We start from the raw sequence: 19,074 nt of genomic DNA on the forward strand, positions 1-19,074 counted from the left end.
ACCCGCCCTCAGTTGGGATCGTCAATCGGTACCGTCGGTCCTGCAGCGATCCCTGTGATCACCACCTTCTTGTCAATGTCTGGATCGTCGAGTTCGTCGTTGAGGATGCGATGGGCGAGCAGCAAGTTTCTTAGCGCCGCAGAGCGCACGTTCTCCTGAGTGAGCTTAACCTCCATCGAACGCTGCAACCGCTTAAGGCCCTCATGAAGCGAGGTGCTGGCGGGGAGAGCCTCGATGTATAGCGAGCCAGTCGGAACTATTATCTCCTCGCCGTCTCGAAGCGGCGACTTCAGGAGTCGGGCATACTGCCGCCCGAGCTGGTCCTTGATCTTGTTGAACTCCAGCGTGGTCAGTCCTTCTTTCAGGCGCACCACATACTCGGCGAACTCATCGAGTGTCCAATTACCAACGTCGTCGGGATCGGTGAGCTCCTCGAATCCGCGGAGCACATAAGGCTCCATCATGAACTCGGTGAGCGGATTGGATTCCCTGAGTGCATACATCGCATAATTGCCGAAGTAGCCTTTCGCCTCGTTGAGGTGAGCGACCTTCCCCAGTGGTTCCGTTCCAGCAAGCGAAAATTTGGAGATGACGGTCGCTTCGTAGATCTTGGTCGGCTCGTTTGGCCCTGCATTGCGATGAACATAGGGGTTCATCGCGTCCTCGACCGGCTCGAACGCCCCGAAGTTGTATTGGCTCTCGTCCTTGAATCTCGGGACCGGCGTCTCGTGCAGTTCAAGGAACATCTGGTCAGGCGGCTGATGACTCCAGATCTGCTGCATGTAATATGTGATGTTCTGCTTCAAATGGATGCGGAGCCTCAGCACCATTGCACGTTGGTTCTTGTTATCAGCAAGTAGCCTCGCATAACTCTCGGTGAGAGCGTTGAGTGCAGTGACTTCACGCTCCACGCGCATCAGCATGTCGCGTTCTTCCTCGATCGACCGCTGGATGGTTTCCTTAAGCGTATCGAGGCGATTGTCGCCGACATTGGGTTGGTCGGGGTTGAGGAAGTCCCCGACCGCTTCCATCGCATCCTCGCTAAGCTCGATCGCCGAGCCGATACCCGGGATGCTGCGCACGATGCTTCCGAAAAGTCCTCCGCCTCCGCCACCACCTTCCGCGCGACGCGCGGCGGTCACCAGCATCGATTTCTCTAGCATCGAGCGGTAGCTGGCAGTCCGTTCGCGGACGATCTTCAGCTGCTGCTTTAATTCGGCAAGGATCTGCCGCTGCTGGATGATGTTGGTCTTCAGCTCCTCGATCGCGACCTGATCGCCAACGATGCGACTGCAGAGATAGTCGAGCGCCGGAACGAAGCTGTCGTCGAGAAGGACGCGCCTCAGGATCCAGTCGTGCGACATAATCCAGCTTTCATTGATCTCGTGCGGTGCTGGCATCTCCAGAGCGACAAAAACGACGGGCGTCAGCCGGTGGAGGCGCTCGCTAATCCGGTAGCGGCGCTGGAGTTCGTAGAAGATGAAGGTGACGGCGAGCTCATCATTGGGATTGCTGAGTTCGCCCGTCTCTACCGTCTCATACTCGTCCGACTCTTCGGTGGTGACCTCGACGTTGTATTCGTCCTTAAACTCCTGCGCGGCCTTGATGACTGATTCTCGGAAGCTTTTCTTGGCCTGGTCGCTATTCTGACTGGCTTCGCGGCCGAACGACATCTTGGAGGTAGGGCCCGTTCCTCCCGGCGTCGACTGCTCGGCGCTCATCTCGAAATGCGTCTTGGTCTGAGCCTTGGAGACGATATCCTGCTCCAGGCGCGAAGTCTGCGCCATCTCATCCTTGCGGATCACGAGATGGTTCTTGACTTCTTTCTCCGCGCGCCTCGTCTTACGGCGAATAGTCTTGGTATAGCGCTGCACCTCCTTAGGGGCGAGCGTCAGCGTCTTGGCGATGCGCCCGGCCTGATAGACGACCGGGCACCAGCGCTGGCGGTAGGTGACGAGGCAACCGAAATTGATGCTCCGCTCCTGGCGATTGGCAGCGAAGGTAGTGAAGGAATAGGGTTCCTTAAGTCTCTGATTGAGTTCGTTGATGATGTCGGGGAGCTCATCGGAGGGCTCACCGGTGGGGTTCTTAGTTCCTTCGAACACGCCGTCGATTGGGCCTGCCCAAACGGGCGGGAACGGCCTTCTACCCACGGGTGGAGTAGGTGGCGCATTTCCAGCGGCCTTTGCCAGGACAGTAGGGACGCTCGAGCTGGCATCGCTGGCTGAGGCGCGGAACACGATCTCACCCGCCTTGGTCAAAGCCCGAATGGGATCGCGGTGCGTTGTTGGACTCGGCGCTCCACCCGCCTTGACGATCTGGTCGTAAGCCGTCTCGGCAAGGCTCAGGACGCCTTCGTCGATCGCTTCCTGCCAGACGTGGCGGAAGGCGATCTGGAGGTGACTGAAGTCGTATAAGGCGCAGTCCTCAGCAGGACTAGGCCGAAATTCAAGTCCTTGCATGCGGCTGGATAGATCGCCCTGTGTAGCCTTGGGCTCTAGCCCGGCGAGGACGGCTTCCTCTGGCGAGGTCATGTTGACCGTAAGCCGCCCCAGGAACTTATCAATGTCACCTTCCTCGAGCGCTTCCGCATTAGGACCGAGCACGTCGGTCGTACCCGGGACCGTGGGCTGCTGCGTCTCAGCTGGCGGTGGCTGGATCTTGATTCCAAGGGCCTCCGCGGCGGAGCGCTCTTTTGGCGAGAAGTCCCGCGTGAGCACGGCAAGGGGACTCTCAGCAGTATATTCGAGCTCGCTTGTTAGCATGCTCTTACCGAGCACGATCCTAAGGGCCTCGCGCGATATCTTACCACCGCTGAGCTCGGCGGCGACTGCATCGTGCTGCGCTTCGGTGAGCGCGAAGCGAACCTTGACCGGCGCCCGGTCGCCGCCGTCATTGATAGTGCTGCCAAGATCGTTGGCCATGACGGTAGCCGAGGCTCCCTCAACTGACGCGCCATCCCTGACGAACGTGTCCGACGCCGCACGGGTGCCGGTGACGCGGCTCAGCCGCTCCGCAATCTTGGGCAGGAAGTCGTCGTTGAACTGCTTGGCGATGCTCGCCGCGCGCTCGATCTTCAGACCGCGTGCTTTGGTCTCCGCCTCGCTAATCTGCACGTTGTCCTCGGCAGCGCCAATAATGCGTCTCTTAGTGACCTCGACGGGTTTGGCGTCTTCCTCTCTAATGCCTGGGGAAGTTATTCCTGATTTCCTGAGCTGCTCCTCAGGAATTTGGATCAGGTAACTCTCGTGGTTCGCCGCGCGTGGCCGGACTTTGGGGGAGACGAAGAGAGGGGCTGTCTCCTGATCCGCTACCTCTGGGCCTGAGACGATGACGAGGAGATTAATCGGCTCGCTCTCTCCCTCAGTTTTGTCGAAGGCGAGGAGGAAGGTGCCGTCGGCTCCCGTGAAGCCGGAGGCGAGACGCCGGGTCTTGGAAAGTACAGTGACTGTAGTGGTGAGTTCGGGCCCCGGGACGTCGAGCGCAGCGACGACCAGACCTTTGACTCCAAGACCGCTCTCTTTGCACACGACCTGCCCGTGGACGGTACTCATGAGGACCTCCTTGAAAGAGCTGGACTGGCACTGATGTCACACGACCCGAATCCGGTTTAAAGTCTACCTTGAGTACACCTGGGAAATAACCAAACTAACTTTACCATGTCAGCTGCTCTACAACAATTGCGCCGCTTTTACCGTGTGGCGGCTGGAGCTAATCTATGGGCGACAGGCGGTTCGGTAGTCTTACGATGACATCTGGCACTGGGGAGGTACCGCCTCCAGCACCCGACGAGGCATTAGCCGTTCTGCCGGCTCCGTTGCATTAACCTTGGCGTTTTATGGGATGACGGCCATCTGAGGAGCCGCTCTGTTGTCTCTGTTCAAGCGCCGGCGCTTTCCAGCCGAGATCATCCTGCTATGCGTCCGCTGGTACTGCAAGTACGGCATCAGCTATCGTGATCTGGCGGAGATGATGCAGGAGCGTGGGGTCGAGGTCGACCCATCGACGATCTACCGATGGGTTCAGCGCTACGCGCCGGAGATCGAGAAGCGGGTCCGCTAGTACCAGAGATTCCGGTCCGGTTCGTGGCGTGTGGATGAGACCTACGTGCGGGTCGGAGGGCGCTGGAAGTATCTCTTTCGAGCGGTCGACAAACATGGCCAGCTCATTGACTTCATGCTCTCTGATCGTCGCAACACCCGAGCCGCTTATCGATTCTTGCGCCAAGCCCTCAAGCTGATGAGCGACTATCCCCCCATTCTCAATCACGACCGATAGATTGGCCTCGTATTCAAAGGCCATTCGACGCTTACAAAGCGAAGGGCTGCTGCCGAAAGCTGCCGAGCCCCGGACCTCGAAATAGCGGAACAATGTCATCGAAGCGGATCACGGTGCGCTCACGCGCATCATTCGGCCAACCCGCGGCTTCCAGAGGATGAAAACCGCCTCCGCAACCCTGAGAGGCTTTGAGGTCATGCGCATGATCCGCCACGGCCACTGCACTCTGCCGCAACCCGGTGTGACAGGCGAGATCCGTCTTGTGAACCAGCTCTTCGGCCTCACCGCCTGAGCAATCCACTCAGGCTGGGTTCGTCGCGCCCTCTCCAGTTAATGCAACAAAGCCTAAAAAACACGGTTGGTTGTTCGCGGATCAAAAAGGTGGACATTGCCACTCAGTCCTAACGAGATCTTCTGCCCTGGCTGGGCGACGACCCGATCATGAAAGACGGCCGTGCTCGGAACGTCACCCCAACGGAAGACGATATGCGTGTCGGCACCAGTCGGCTCTACGAGTTCAAGGGTAACTGAAAGCTCTCCATTAAGTCGAAACTCTTCTGGACGAATGCCCAGGATTGAGTCGCCATCAAAATTCCAACGCTTAATGCCGAGATTAATTGCGGGCCCATTCTGAATCCTGAACAAACCCGAACTCTGTTCATACTTACCTGGGACGAAGTTCATTGCAGGTGATCCGAGGAATCCAGCAACGAAAACATTGGCAGGTTGATCATAGAGCTCCAACGGTGTGCCGACTTGCTCAATGCGGCCGCCGTTCATCACCACTATCCGATCAGCCATTGTCATGGCTTCGATTTGATCGTGTGTGACGTATACGGTTGTTGTGTCCAGCCGCTGATGCAGGGCCTTGATCTCGCCGCGAGTATGGACACGAAGCTTCGCATCAAGGTTCGATAGAGGCTCGTCAAAGAGGAAGACCTTCGGATCCCTCACAATGGCTCTTCCCATAGCCACCCGCTGACGCTGTCCCCCGGATAGCTCTTTTGGATATCTGGCAAGAAGGTGGTCGAGACCAAGGATGCGGGCCGTTTCCTTAACCTTGGTCTCCTGCTCCGACTTCGGGACCTTCCTGAGCCGGAGCGAAAACGCCATGTTCTCCGCGACCGTCATGTGAGGATAAAGGGCATAGCTCTGGAAAACCATGGCGATATCGCGATCCTTCGGCGGAACATCATTCATCCGAATGCCATCGATAAGAAGATCGCCGCCGGAAATGATCTCCAACCCGGCAATCATTCTCAGCAGAGTTGATTTTCCGCAGCCAGAAGGCCCGACAAGAGCAACGAACTCTCCTCTCTCGATGGTGAGATCAATGCCGTGGATCACTTCAATATCACCGTATGCCTTCCGGAGCCTCTGAACGGAGATGTCTGTCATGTCCTCTTCTGCTCCCATGGCAGTCACGCTGATTGGCTATTGACGAGCATATTTATCGAATGCATATATTTTGTAAATTATTTTTTATTAGGAATGCAAATGAAGATCACGGCTGTCAAGGCAATCCCTCTGGAGGCTACATTTGCGAGTATCTTCGGCGGCGAAGGCCAAGTGCCAGCGCAGCTTAAGACGCCTGCCGCACATTTTCAGCGCATCCCGCGTAAGGGTCAGTACAGTACTTTGGTCATCGTTGAGGCCGATGATGGGAGCGTCGGATACGGAGAATGTTTCGGCTTGCCGCACCCTGTTCAGGCAACAGCCTTGATCAATGAAGTCGTTGCCCCGACCTTGATCGGAGCATCTGTTGGCGCCCCTGATGCCATGACAACTGACCTGAGGGCCTATTTCTACGCCTTGGGGCTCACACGTGGGGCAGCTATGGAGGCGTTGAGCGGAGTTGATATCGCTCTATGGGATCTTCTGGCTCGGTCAAGAAAGCAGCCGCTCGCGACCACCCTTGGCGCTGAGCCTGGCCCTGTCAGCGTCTACGTCAGTCCAATCCCGTTCCGGAACACGCCGGTTGAAACTGTGGCCGAGGTCAATGACTTTATCCGCCAAGGCTACAAAGCCTTCAAGCTCAAGGTGGGGCGAGGCGTGAAGGTCGACCTTGATCATATAGAGGCGGCACGAGACGCGGCAGGCACCGCTCCGCTCTATCTGGACGCAAATTGTGCTTATGATGTCGACAGTGCGATCGAGTTGGCGAGGCACCTCGATCGCTTCGATATCGCTTGGCTTGAAGAGCCTATCAATCCAGACAACCCTGAAGGGCTCCGAGCCGTCCGCGCCGCCTCACCCGTTCCAATTGGAGCTGGCGAAAATGAATTTACTCAGGAAGCGTATCAAGCACTCATCAGGGCTGAGGCAGTCGACTTCCTACAGTGTAATATCGGCCGGGCTGGTGGCGTCTCTGGCCTAATTGCGACTGGATCACTCTGCCGCAAGCACGGCCTAAAGCTAGCTCCTCATGGGGTCGGAGCATGCGTTGCAGTTGCCGCGTCGGTTCATGCGTGCAGGGCAGCCGAAGCCTTTGTGACGTACGAAGTCAATCGCTTGATTAACCCGCTTCGAGACAAGCTCGCACTGGCCCCAATTGAACTCAGAGACGGGATGTTGGTCGCATCCGACCGAGCTGGTCATGGTGGAGAACCAAACCCAGATCTTCTCGACACCTATACCCTCCATTGGCAGACGGTTGGACAATGACAGCAGGCGCCTTCTCTCTTGAGTCCGGGGCTCTCGGCAAAACTCTCGGCGAGAGTGTTCGCAGCCATCTCGCGGGTCTGATTATCAGGGGTGAGTTCAAGGAAGGAGAGCGGCTGTATCCAGAGCAGATCGCGGCGCGGTTCGGCGTCTCTATTACACCTGTTCGGGAAGCTCTGATGCAACTCGCTGCGGAAGGCTTCATTGAAAGTGTGCAACGTCGTGGGTTCCACGTCCGCATACCAACAGCTGACCAAATTCGCAATGTTTGGCAGGTGCGCCAGTCGCTGGAACTTTGCGCTGGCGAGCAGGTGATCAAGCGCCTTAAGGAGGGAACGCTCGATCCCCATGCCCTGGACCGCCTAGATGCGCTTCAGAAAGCTCAGTTGAAGAATACGTCTCACATGGATCATGCGACGAAACTTGAGCTGAATGGGAGCTTCCATACAACGATCATCGAGTTTGCCGGGAATCCCATTCTCGCGTCCATGTACCGCAGCCTGCAGCATAAGGTCGTTGGCGGGCTGGTACAAAGTGGTCTCGATACGTGGCGTAGCCGTGTCGAAAAGGAGGGCCAAGAACATAAGGCGATTATCGATGGTCTGAGGAACCAAGATTATGCCGCCTATGACTCATCGGTACGCACTCACATTGCGAGATCGTTAGACGATGCACTTCGCGATCTGGCGACTCGACAATAACCACTAATAAAAAGGGAGGATGTAATGTCGAAGATAAAGGCTACTGGCTTGGCGCTCTGCGCAGCTCTCTCGGTGACTCTGCTTTCCCCTGCCGTCGTGATGGCAGACACAGTCCGAATGTGGACGTTCTTGAACCCGGCAGGAACCTCTCCGCGTGAAGTTGCGCTCGCGCAAATCATCAAGGATTTCGAGTCCGCGAATCCCGACATCGACATCGTCGTTGAACCGCAAGTCTGGGATCAAATGACACCGAAGTTCCTGGCCGCCCACGGAAACCGGTCGGCACCCGACATTATTTGGGTAGTTACCGACTTTCTCGGTGACGCAATCCAGTCAGGCTCGCTCGCGGATCTCAATGAACTCTTTATCAACAAATGGTCGGAAGAGAAGAAAGCGGATTTCAAGGATGCCTATTGGAATCTCACGTCGGTTCAGGGCAAGCAATACGGGCTGTTCGCTTCGCGGAACTACATCGCGCTAATGTATCGTCCCGATCTCTTCGCGAACGCTGGAATTAAGCCTGAGGATATTAAGACGTGGGACGACCTAAAAGCGGTTGCCCAGAAATTGACCGTCAAAGACAGTGGCAACAAGGTCACCCGCTACGGCTTCTCCGCCGCGTATAGCGAGCAGCAAGCAGATCCACATCCCGTCATTCCACACATCCTCGCAAGCGGCGAGCCTCTCTTCACGACCGAGGGGAAAGCTAACTTTGCTTCCGACGCAGGGGTGAAGGGTATGCAGTTCTTCACGGGAATGGTTAAAGACGGAATCTCGCCGTCGCAGGCAGCCACCTGGACGGTAGACGATCTCTTCGAGCAATTCGCCTCCGACCGAATCGCTATGGTACAGGGGTCTGCCGTCCGTGTATCGACGCTTCAGGGCAAACTCGGCAAGGATAAGGTCGCTCTCATGTCTTGGCCTGGAGCTGTGGCCGGAAAACCCTCGCCCTCAGTCATGGCCGGCTGGTCGGTCGGGATCTGGTCCGGCAGCAAGGTTAAGGCATCTGCGGCGAAGTTCATGGATTTCATGATGTCCGATCCAGGCGATAAGATCTGGACGGCAGTCGGGGGCCAAATCCCGGGAAAGAAGTCCACACTGAAAGAGCTGGAGAACTTCATTTCGCAACCTGGCAACGGCTATCTCGCGGTAGCTGCTCGAGGAGCGGCAGAAGCAGGCTGGCTGACTCCGATCGATTTCTCGGTAGGCGGATACAGGCAAGCCCTGAACCGCGCCACTCAGCAGATCATCGTTGACGGGAAAGATGTCAAAGCTGCGTTGAAAGAGGCAGAGGAGCACTTCAATCGCCAAAACGGCCGTTGATCCGCCTCCTAACCCAAATCTGGTGGCCGAGATCTCGGCCATCATTCCTTTCAATGAAGCCAGGTAAACAATGACTTCGCGCTCGACGGGGCTACTTTACATAGTTCCAGCATTCTCCGCGCTCGCGCTGGTTCTATTCTCTCCTGTGTTCTATGGCTTTTGGTTCAGCCTTCACAGAATCCGCTATGGTACTGCCAGCGAGTTCATAGGGCTTGGAAACTACACTCAGCTGCTTTCCGATCCCGGAATGGCAGCCACCTTTGGCCGAACAGCTATCCATACAGCTGTCTCTGTGGCGCTGACTGTAGCAATCTCACTAGCCATTGCGCTGTGGGTTCATCGGTTGCCCCCCAATCGCGGTTCCATCGTGCAGATGATTGTGATCATCCCGTGGATCACATCGACAGTCGTGGCCACTCTGCTTTTCAAGTGGGTCTTTATCAGCGACATCGGCATGGCCATGTCGATCTTGAGAATGTTCGGCCTTCCTGATCTGCAGCTTCTGAGCGATCCCAATTCGGCGATGGGCCTTCTAATAGCGGTCTCGGTTTGGAAGCGTCTTGGATATGCTTTGATCATTCTCCTTGCTGGACTGAAATCGATACCCGAAGACTATGAAGAGGCCGCCTCCCTCGACGGTGCAGGACCATGGGACATCTTCCGGCTTATCATATTGCCTCTCCTAAAAACCCCGCTTCTGCTGATCGTGATCGTGCTGACACTCTCGAACATCAATACAGTGGAAAGTCCCTTGGTCCTGACTGGCGGCGGCCCTGGCTCTGCAACACGAATCCTCGCCATCGATGTATTTGACCGTGCTTTCGTGAATTATGATCTGGGTTCAGCGACGTCCCTGGCTCTCATCATGTTCCTCGGAAACGTCTTGCTCGTACTGGCATATGTCCGCTTGTCAAAGTGGAAGGTCTGATCTCATGCGCAGCACAAAGACGGTCAATCGTCGAAATCTTACGCGTTGGAATGGCATCCTGATCGGGGGATTTTTCACATTCCTGATCATCTTGAATACTGCTCCGCTGCTTTGGGGCACACTCACTTCCTTGAAAAGCGAAGCGGATCTGTTCCGCTTCCCTCCCACGCTCTTCAACTTCACACCGACTATGGAGAACTATCAGCGCGTCTTCGACAGCGGCTTCAGCTATTCGCTGGCAATCTCTCTGATATATAGCGCCATTACCGTCGTGATGGTGCTGTTGCTCGGCGTTCCCGCCGCATACGCATTCGACCGCTTTAATTTTCCGGGCCGGCGGCCTCTGTTCCTGTTGGTCGTGGCGAGCATTCCTCTTTCTCTCGGCGCGGCTGCTCTCTTGATCCCGAACTACATCTATTTCCTGCGCCTTGGCCTCACTAACCAGTATTTCACTCTGCCTTTGATCTACACCGCGCACCAGTTACCGATGGCGATCTGGATCATCAAAGGCACCATCGAAGGCATCCCGCGGGAACTTGACGAGGCTGCAGTTGCAGACGGAGCTGGACACTTCATGATTCTGAGGATGATCATTCTGCCGCTTATCCTTCCTGCCCTTGGAGCTGCGGGAGTGATGGCGTTCGTCGGCTCTTGGAACGAGTTCGTTGCCTCGACTGTGATGGTGGACGCTCCCGAGCTGCGTCCTGTTCAACCCGCGATCTACAACTTCATTGGCTACTTTGGTCGAGAATGGGGGCCGCTCTCCGCCGCGGCAATCATGGGAGTTGTCCCAATCCTAATCGTATTCATGCTTCTCGGCCGCCTGATTGTGTCTGGCCTGACGAAGGGTTCAGTTAAAGGCTAACCAGATCGCTGCAGGGCCATACTTTGGAGGCAATGATGATAACGAAGCAAACTCTTAGCTACGCGCTGGCCGAAAAGGTCATCGGTTGGGCAGTCGACAAGGCAGAGGAAATGGGTGTGCCCCAGAATATTGCCGTAGTTGATGACGCAGGCCACCTAGTGGCTTTCTGCCGGATGGATGGCGCAAAATTCTTCTCGATCGAGATTGCCATGACGAAGGCTTACGCAGCAGCTGGCTTACGCGCATCCACGCATGAGGTCGCCCCGAAGACACAGCCTGGAATGCCAGGCTACGGAGCTCAAGCGCTCAATGGCGGGCGGTTCACTACCCTTGGAGGAGGCGTTCCACTTTCCGTGGACGGGCGCACTGTCGGCGCCATTGGTGTGAGCTCTGGTACGGTCGAGCAAGACACTGAGGTCGCGCAATATGCGGCAAACACCTTCCAAGAATATGTCAACTGAGTAACTACGAGCTGAGATCCGAGGGTTTCAAGAGTGTCAAGCTGGGATTATATCATTGTTGGTGGTGGTAGTGCGGGATGTGTGCTCGCCGGACGCCTTTCGGAGAATCCACGTCTTAAGGTACTCCTTGTCGAGGCCGGAAGAGATTTGAAACCGGGTGAGGAAGAGGACGCAATTCTAGATACCTACCCGGGCCGTGCGGCTTTTGACCCTCGGAACCATTGGGATGGCCTGTTGGTGAACTCAAAGCCGTTCCAACACAATGTTCATCAGCCGCCAGCAAAGCGAAAATATGAGCAGCCGAGAATCATGGGAGGTGGCTCCAGTATCAATGGACAGATCGCCAACCGTGGCACTCCGGACGACTACAATGAATGGGAGGCACTTGGAGCCTCAGGTTGGAATTGGGAGAGCGTGCTCCCGTTCTTCAAGAAGCTAGAAACCGACCTTGACTATGAGGGTGAACTTCATGGGAAGGATGGACCGATCCCGATCCATCGTATTCCTCAAAGCAAGTGGCCCGAATTGTCATTGGCAACAGAACGTGCCCTGACGGAGCTCGGTTTCCCGTCCATCGGCGACCAGAACGGTGTATTTGGCGACGGTCATTTCCCCATGACCCTGTCGAACAACGGCGGCAAACATCGAGTATCAACTGCGATGGCCTATTTGCCAATGAGTGTTCGTGCACGGGCGAACCTGTCGATAATGTCTGATACTCAAGTCGCCACTCTCATCACCGAGGGCTGTCGCGTTGTCGGAGTTCGAGTCCAAGACGGGTCAGGATTTCGAGACCTTCAATCACGTGAGGTGATCGTATCCTCAGGTGCTCTACACTCGCCTGCTGTTCTTATGCGCTCCGGTATCGGTCCCCTAGTGGAACTTGAGCGGGTCGGCATCGAGCCGATCCATGTCCTGGATGGCGTGGGCAAGAACCTTCAAGAGCATCCAGGCATCTCGCTGACAGGTTACATTGAAAAGGGTTGCCGGCTGCAGCATACCCGCCGTCATATACATCTCGGACTTCGATATTCCTCTGGAGTTGAGGGTTGCGGCCCAGGCGATATGTTTGCCATGATGGCTGCAAAATCCGCATGGCACCCCCTGGGCGTAAGGCTCGCCTCGATGATCTCTTGGGTTAACAAGGCAGAAGCGCGCGGATTCGTTCAACTGGCAAACAGTGATCCGCTGCACCCTCCAACAGCAGAATTGAACTTCCTGGGTGACTCTCGGGACATTGAACGGCTTGCGAATGCCGTCAAATTAATGGCACGCGTATTTATGACAAATGCTCTCTCCGGGATCCTCTCTCATCCGTCCCCATCGAGTTACTCGGGGTTCGCCAAATCACTTGGCAGACAGACATTGCGCAACTTCCTTCTGACCGCACCAACAGCTGTCATTATCGATGCGATCCCATTCGCTCGAAAGAAGTTCATGGAAGTTGCTGTGGCGAATGGCATGACCGTCGATCATTTGCTCGGCGATAGTGAGGCTCTCAACGACTACGTACGAGACAACGCTTTCGGACAATGGCATGTCTGTGGAACCTGTAAGCTCGGTTCCGCCAATGACCCTTCAGCAGTGACTGAACCTATAAGCGCTCGTGTGATTGGCATGGAAGGACTGAGAGTTGTCGATGCGTCGATCATGCCGACAGCGCCTCGAGCCAACTTGAACATTCCAGTAGTCATGATTGCTGAGAAGGTGTCCGCAGCAATCTTGGAGGAAGAAGCCAGAAGGCGATAGCAGGTTGCCGGAACAACTACGGATGGATAGGTGTCTTCTGTGCTGTTCATCCGTAGTCGCGTAGGCACTGCCATATGTGGACGCTCCCCTTTGACAATAGATTTGTTGATGCGGGGAGATCACGCGGCACTGTCAATTTAACGAACTGAAGGCAAAGCGCCTCCCTGAGACGACAGATCAGGCGGCACTTGCGACATCAGTCACCTCAGTCCATACCTGAAAGGCCCGAGCGCGGGCACGGCGATGATCAGCGGTGTTGATGTTAGCGGGACGGCGGAAGACGTCGTCGGATCTGGTTGGCGAAGCTGTGGCCGAACTTCAGCGCCCGCTGCCAAATGGTCTCATGGCTAACCTCGATGCTTCTTGCTGCGAGCATCCCCTCCACCAGCCGGAGGCTCAAGGGAAAGCGGAAGTACAGCCAGACAGCATGGCTGATCACTTCAGCCGGGTAGCGGTGGCGAGCATAGCGACGAGGTCGGGTCGGTTCCATACCCTGGCTTATGCTCAGGTCCAGTCGCTGTCGCGTTAACCTGACGATGCCCCTTCGAGACTTATAGGCTACGAGCACCGCCCGCCTCCTGGTGAGCTATGACTTGCTTGCCGGCAGATCCCCTCGAGACGCTCACATCATAGCTGGACAGGCGAAAGCCTCAGACTGCAAAAGCAGCGATTCAAAGAGACGATCGTGACCTTCAAGGAGATCAAGCGTCTACGAGGTTATCAAAACCAGCCTCGGACCATGTCCCATCTTTAGGGCGGTCTGGCGAAGCATTGAGACGCCGACGCATGTCTTTGCTCGCCTTGAACACAGGAACAGCCTTCTGGGCACACTTACTGCGGCTCCCGTGCGGGGATTGCGTCCCATTCGCGCATTGCGCTGACGCACGTAAAATGCGCCAAATCCGCGAAGCTCAACCCTTCCGCCCTGCGCAAGCGCGCTCGCAATGGTATCGAGGATCGCATTCACGATCTGCTCGATATCGCGTGGATACAGATGGGGATTTTGCCCAGATAGCTTCTGGATCAGTTCGGATTTGATCATGCCTGGAATCCCCTTCGTTCACGGCTTTCTTTCGGGAACGTTGCCGGACGGGCAGGGAACCGTCAAGAAACCGGAACAGGGCGGATCCGAGACTGCTCTGCTGCATGGAGATTATGCTGCGTGGGTACGCTTGGTAATATGCGCCCGGTAGGCCGCTGCAGACTTCATCGTAATCGCGCCTGCTTCCGTGAGCGTTGCAATCTCAGCCTTCGCCCTTTGGGCGGCCCACGCAGCATAGGATAACTTCAACGCGACCTGGACGCGATTGGCGATGTGCCTGCGATGAGCGCTGGCCTGTCGGGCATTGACGGTCTTCTCATCGACGAGCCGGTCCAGTTGACGATACGCGCGTATCGCTTCGGTAGGAGTATAGCTGTCTTTCTGGTTGCGTCGCAAATTCTGAGCAGGACGAAAGAGGAACTAAAGTTGTCTGAAGGGTTTTGTCGCAAACATTTTATTTCAGAGTTTCAGCTACTGGGATGGAGGCTTCAGTATCGGGGGAATTGATGTTCAAGGGCAGGAATTTTGATCGCTCGGTGATCCTGCTCTGCGTCCGATGGTATCTGGCTTACAATCTCAGCCTGCGCAATCTTGAGGAGATGATGGCCGAGCGCGGCATCTCCATCGATCACGCCACCATCCATCGGTGGACGCTACGTTACGCCCCACTCCTTCTGGAGCAATTCAACCTCCGCAAGCGGGCCGTCACCGGGAGGTGGCACATCGATGAAACCTACATCAAGGTGCGTGGACGGTGGACCTTTCTCTATCGAGCTATCGACAGCAACGGTGATACCGTTGAGTTCTGGTTCAGCGAGCGGCGCAACCTCACCGCTGCCAAACGCTTTCTGGCCCGAGCACTGAAGCGGAATGGCCGTCCGGGACGGATCATCATCGACGGCAGCCAGACTAATCGCGAGGCGATCCTGTCCTGTGACACGGTGGACAGACTACGGAACACGTCTCGGCTAAAGCTGACGCCAATCAGGATCCGGCAGAGCCAATATTTGAATAACCTCATTGAGCAGGATCACCGTGCGATTAAGCGGCGGGTGCGGCCGATGCTTGGGTTCAAGTCCATAGACAGCGCCCGTACGATCCTGAGCGGTATTGAGATGGAGCACATGATGCGCAAGCAGCAGGCGAAGTACGCCTGCAATCCGCAGCCTTCACTTGCAGAACAGCCCGACCTGCACCCCACCGGAACCCGAGAAGGAACGGAAGCCCAAGGCGCAACGCCAATCCACAGGCACGACACAACAACATCAAGCACACCGCCAACAACAAACACCAAGCGGGAACAGCACCCCACCGAGGCCCGCCCGAGGTGAGCACCCACGGAGGGAGCAAGCAGGCAACCCACCCGGAGGGCTAATGCGGGAACAACCCGAACGCCCATCGCCCACACCAAGCCGAGACGCACACAGCAGACTGCACCGAGAGCCCGCCAATCAAAGAAGGGCAACGCCCCCACAGAACCCATCCAGCGCCCAACAATCACCACGCCGCCCGAACGACCCCCACCGGCAGCCACACCCACACAGACACAGACGACCCGAACACCACCCGAAACAACAAACTAAGAACAAAACAGCCCCGGCCGGACGGCCACGACACACGGGGACCCCCCACCTGAACGCAACGGGCAAGGAGGCAACCCGAGCAAACCCCTCAGACAGCAAAACAGCCAGACACGGCAACAACTCGACCAACCAGAACACGCGAATCCAGTAGGACTGCAGGACCGGCGACACCCCACCCGCCCCCCGACCGAAACACCCGGGACCATCCTCCACTCAGACACCACCGAAGCCAAAGAAAGCCAGAAAGGCAGCCACCAACGAGGACCGAACCCCCAGCTCGAAACCACCCACGACAACCAGCCCAGCCGCGCCTCAGGATCAGGACACAGCGAACAAACACGAGGATGAGCCAGAACGCCCGCCCACGAAATCGTCGAGAACAAAGGCAGGCTGCAACAAGAGGAAAACCACCACCGACCAACCCCCACCCACCAGCCCGCCCCACAAACAGGAGGGCACTACCCAACACCCAGCACCAGAGGGGCCATCCCCCGCCCCGACAACAACAACACCAAAGCCGGAATCAACCCACCAAACCGAGACCCTGCGACACACCGGCCACCAGACAACCCGGCGGCGCCATGCCAAAGAAGAAACCCATACGCAACTCCCAAACGCCGAAGCGCACACGCAGAACACACGCCACGCCGAAACAAGCCACCGAGCCACGGAGCGAGATGACGCAAAACGGGAAGAACAACAGAAACGCCAGCGGGAACACGTGAAGGAAACACAGCACCGTAAACGATTCCGCCTCGCCGCCCGACACAGCAAACCAGAAGGCCGAGACAGAGCCAGACCGCAAAGCCATGGACAACAGCACCCCACACAAGCCTTCAGGCACGCAGCCCAAGGGAGGCAACGACAACAACAGCCGGCGCTCGTACAAGAACACAGCCACGACCGCCGCAGTGCCGCACGACGACGACAGGAGAAACACCAGGCACCCCAACGACCGCACCAGCATACAGCACCAATGCGAACACACCGGCACAACCAGGGAAAAGCGCAAAACGCACAAGCGCATCAGCAAGCCCTCCGACCAGAACCCCGCGACGCCGAGCAAAGCAGAACCGCCCCACAAGGAGCACGGCAGCAAAGAGACCGAGATCGCCACCACCACAGACAGCCACGCCGCCAAGACGACCCAAACCACACTGGCGCCGCAGAAGAAGAACGAACGCGCCCCGCCCGAGGCCAGCCCGATCGCCCCGGCGACCGCACCCACAAACGCAATGACCACCAAGACAAAAAGCGGACAGGACAGCACCGCGAACGAGAAGAGCGAAACCCCGCCCTTGGCCAGCACCGACGTGGCCCAACAGCAGAACACGGCACCAACAACCCAAACGCCGAAGCCAACCGCAGCGACGGGCACCCCGGACAACAACGAGGCCAGCAGCCTCCACAGGCCCCCAGAGAAGCGCTGCAAGCGGACAAGCACGGCGCCGGGAAAGACCAAGGACAGGACCATCCGCGAAAGCGCCGACAGGCCCAACGACAACAACAAACCAAAGCACGCAGACGAAAAAATCCCGACCAGGGAAGAAACGATCCCGCAAGCCGGACAAGTGAAGAGGAAATAGACGAGGCACCCAAACCCGCAAACAGGCGACACCTCCAGCCCCGCAAACCAACCGAAAAAGCCCGGCCAGTCCCCGCCCCCCCTGAACACCAAGGTAGAGAACAGCAACACAGACGACCTCAACAAGCAGGACGACAGCGTCCGAGAATAGCCGGAGCACAGCACAAGCAGCACGGACCTCAGCTACCGATTCCCGAGCAAAACCCAAGGACAACGAGTCCCAACCAGCGCCGAGAAGCCTCCCCAAAGTCAGATCAGCGGACACAACGACAACAACAGCCAAAAAAAGACGACACAGCAAAAGATCCGACCATCAGACAAACAGGAGCCACGGACCGGGCTACCCAAACACAAACAGACCCAGCAACCGAGGAACCAACCGCGGCCAGAAACCAAGCGAAAACCCACGAGCGCAACCTGCCGCACAAGGGAGAGCCACGAACCCAAAAGAAGCAACGAGCGAAGCAGACAGCACGCCCCCGAAACGCGCCGCCGAGAACCCGCCACACCAAGGCAACCAACAACCCCCAACAGCGACACTACCAAAACGACGCGAGCCCACGACTTCGCGACAACCAGCGCCGAGACCAGCCCGCGTCAGAAATCCACAACAAAAGCAAACCCGGCAAGCAAGCGCAGGACGCAGCCGCCCACCTACGCACCCCGCAACTGAACCACCAAAGCCACAAGCCCCATAACGACCTCCCCAAAGAACCACGCCGACAAAACGACCGCAAGGAAGGCAGCCGACACCACACCCGAGAGACCAAAAACGCAAGGCAGCAACACAGCGGGGTCATAAACGCCAAAAACCAGAAAGAACAGCCAGAAGCAGGCCGCCCCCACGCAGCAGGCCACGAAAGCAAGCTCCCGAAAGCACAGACGACCGCACGAACAACCCAAGATCAGTATCCCGGCAGCAAAAACCGGCGCGTGCAAAACCCGCGCAAGATAGGAACAGACGAGCCCGAGCATCCGGACCCCAGCAAAAAGCCGCCGACCACCCAACGACCAAAAGCGCGCAAGAGCCCGCGCCAAGAAGATAGCCACCCCGACCAAACGAGACAGCCCCAAACCCCCAAACACAGGCCGCCACTGCAGGCGCAGCGCCGCAAAAACCACAACGACGGAAGTCACCCCGACAAACCCGCCGGAAGAGCCACAAAGCAACGACGATGACGCGAAGCCTCCACCGGAGCCGCCACAACAAGAAAGCACCGACACCGGCCGGCCCCGACCAAGACCGGAATACCCCCCAACCAGCCCACGAACCCTCCGCGAACAAGGCCAACAAAACCAACACCAAAATCCTCGCACCCGATATCCCCCTCGAACCCACCGCAAGCAGGACCCAGGAGACCACGGAAAAAGCGAACCCAACCACCGGCGAGACGCCGAGAACGAACCACACGAGCAGCCAAGAGGCGCACCCCGCACCACCCCCCACCACACCCCAAAAGGGGCAAGCACAGCCGAACACGGCGAGAACCACCGGCAACAACCCCGGCTGCGAGCACCTCGCGAGCACAATCACCAGCGAGGCCGACACGCACAGCAGAAGACGGCTCCGAAGCAACCACCCGACAGCCCCACTCGCCGCAACCGACAGGGACAGCGAGAAAAGGGACAAGGAGAACAACAAGGCCGCCCGGCTCCAACGACGCGAAAAGCCCAAAACCACCGCCACGAACGACCACGAGTAAGCAACCCCAGCGACCACTCCTCCGAAACCAACCAACAACAACTACCCGACGAAGAACAAAGCGCCCACACGAACCGCAGGAAGCCCCACCAACAACCACGGAAAGCCGACGCCAGGACAGAGCCGCCGGACCCGCCCAAAACCGAGCCCCACAGAGGCTCAAAGAATGAGAACGCGGTCACACGACCGCAAGACA

At 57.3% G+C, this 19,074-nt stretch carries 12 protein-coding genes and 4 pseudogenes; 10 read left to right on the forward strand and 6 right to left on the reverse strand.

Features of this window, described 5'->3' with window-relative positions; all coding sequences use genetic code 11:
• Nucleotides 1-8: 8 nt before the first annotated feature.
• The gene (locus BLP10_RS16985; RefSeq protein WP_091137200.1) at nucleotides 9-3,554 is read right to left on the reverse strand and encodes a hypothetical protein; all 3,546 of its coding nucleotides are present in this window, start codon (nucleotides 3,552-3,554) and stop codon (nucleotides 9-11) included.
• 316 nt (nucleotides 3,555-3,870) lie between these two features.
• Here BLP10_RS16985 and BLP10_RS16990 point away from each other — a divergent pair.
• A pseudogene (locus tag BLP10_RS16990) lies at nucleotides 3,871-4,570 on the forward strand (IS6 family transposase).
• Between the two features lie 53 nt (nucleotides 4,571-4,623).
• On the opposite strand, the gene BLP10_RS16995 reads toward BLP10_RS16990, so the two are convergent.
• A complete protein-coding gene (locus tag BLP10_RS16995) occupies nucleotides 4,624-5,676 on the reverse strand; it encodes an ABC transporter ATP-binding protein (protein ID WP_091137303.1) in 1,053 nt (350 codons plus the stop codon).
• A gap of 39 nt (nucleotides 5,677-5,715) precedes the next feature.
• Between BLP10_RS16995 and BLP10_RS17000 the strand changes: the two genes are divergently transcribed.
• From BLP10_RS17000 to BLP10_RS17030, 7 genes are all read left to right on the forward strand, one after another.
• On the forward strand, nucleotides 5,716-6,942 hold the full coding sequence (locus BLP10_RS17000) for a mandelate racemase/muconate lactonizing enzyme family protein (RefSeq protein ID WP_139165524.1): 1,227 nt from the start codon (nucleotides 5,716-5,718) through the stop codon (nucleotides 6,940-6,942).
• The gene (locus BLP10_RS17005) at nucleotides 6,939-7,640 is read left to right on the forward strand and encodes a GntR family transcriptional regulator (RefSeq protein ID WP_091137204.1); all 702 of its coding nucleotides are present in this window, start codon (nucleotides 6,939-6,941) and stop codon (nucleotides 7,638-7,640) included. The genes BLP10_RS17000 and BLP10_RS17005 overlap by 4 nt, the downstream gene beginning before the upstream one ends.
• Nucleotides 7,641-7,664: 24 nt before the next feature.
• Nucleotides 7,665-8,963 carry an ABC transporter substrate-binding protein gene (locus tag BLP10_RS17010; RefSeq protein ID WP_091137206.1) on the forward strand — a complete coding sequence of 433 codons (1,299 nt, stop codon included), beginning with the start codon at nucleotides 7,665-7,667 and terminating at the stop codon, nucleotides 8,961-8,963.
• Between the two features lie 70 nt (nucleotides 8,964-9,033).
• The gene (locus tag BLP10_RS17015) at nucleotides 9,034-9,891 is read left to right on the forward strand and encodes a carbohydrate ABC transporter permease (RefSeq protein ID WP_091137209.1); all 858 of its coding nucleotides are present in this window, start codon (nucleotides 9,034-9,036) and stop codon (nucleotides 9,889-9,891) included.
• A 4-nt stretch (nucleotides 9,892-9,895) separates the two neighbouring features.
• On the forward strand, nucleotides 9,896-10,756 hold the full coding sequence (locus BLP10_RS17020) for a carbohydrate ABC transporter permease (protein ID WP_175493949.1): 861 nt from the start codon (nucleotides 9,896-9,898) through the stop codon (nucleotides 10,754-10,756).
• A 32-nt stretch (nucleotides 10,757-10,788) separates the two neighbouring features.
• Nucleotides 10,789-11,217, forward strand: a complete 429-nt coding sequence (locus BLP10_RS17025) for a GlcG/HbpS family heme-binding protein (protein WP_244510633.1) — start codon at nucleotides 10,789-10,791, stop codon at nucleotides 11,215-11,217.
• A 33-nt stretch (nucleotides 11,218-11,250) separates the two neighbouring features.
• The gene (locus tag BLP10_RS17030) at nucleotides 11,251-12,966 is read left to right on the forward strand and encodes a GMC family oxidoreductase (protein WP_091137214.1); all 1,716 of its coding nucleotides are present in this window, start codon (nucleotides 11,251-11,253) and stop codon (nucleotides 12,964-12,966) included.
• Nucleotides 12,967-13,240: 274 nt separating this feature from the next.
• On the opposite strand, the pseudogene BLP10_RS17035 reads toward BLP10_RS17030, so the two are convergent.
• Nucleotides 13,241-13,456: pseudogene (locus BLP10_RS17035) on the reverse strand (IS6 family transposase); the annotation flags it as partial.
• Nucleotides 13,457-13,667: 211 nt separating this feature from the next.
• A pseudogene (locus BLP10_RS17040) lies at nucleotides 13,668-14,008 on the reverse strand (integration host factor subunit beta).
• Nucleotides 14,009-14,514: 506 nt separating this feature from the next.
• On the opposite strand from BLP10_RS17040, the pseudogene BLP10_RS17050 reads away from it, so the two are divergent.
• Nucleotides 14,515-15,192 (forward strand): annotated as a pseudogene (locus BLP10_RS17050) (IS6 family transposase); the annotation flags it as partial.
• 922 nt (nucleotides 15,193-16,114) lie between these two features.
• Here the strand turns inward: BLP10_RS17050 and BLP10_RS17055 are convergent.
• Together BLP10_RS17055 and BLP10_RS17060 are read right to left on the reverse strand one after the other, a co-directional pair.
• Nucleotides 16,115-17,287, reverse strand: coding sequence for a PLP-dependent aminotransferase family protein (locus BLP10_RS17055; protein ID WP_091137220.1), 1,173 nt, complete (start codon nucleotides 17,285-17,287; stop codon nucleotides 16,115-16,117).
• 543 nt (nucleotides 17,288-17,830) lie between these two features.
• On the reverse strand, nucleotides 17,831-18,313 hold the full coding sequence (locus BLP10_RS17060) for a hypothetical protein (protein ID WP_139165525.1): 483 nt from the start codon (nucleotides 18,311-18,313) through the stop codon (nucleotides 17,831-17,833).
• Between the two features lie 38 nt (nucleotides 18,314-18,351).
• On the opposite strand from BLP10_RS17060, the gene BLP10_RS17065 reads away from it, so the two are divergent.
• Nucleotides 18,352-18,879 (forward strand): hypothetical protein, encoded by a 528-nt coding sequence (locus BLP10_RS17065; protein WP_091137225.1) that lies wholly within the window; start codon nucleotides 18,352-18,354, stop codon nucleotides 18,877-18,879.
• Nucleotides 18,880-19,074: the final 195 nt, after the last annotated feature.

Origin of the sequence: Microvirga guangxiensis, from assembly GCF_900102135.1 — a bacterium.
GTDB classification, from domain to species: Bacteria; Pseudomonadota; Alphaproteobacteria; order Rhizobiales; family Beijerinckiaceae; genus Microvirga; species Microvirga guangxiensis.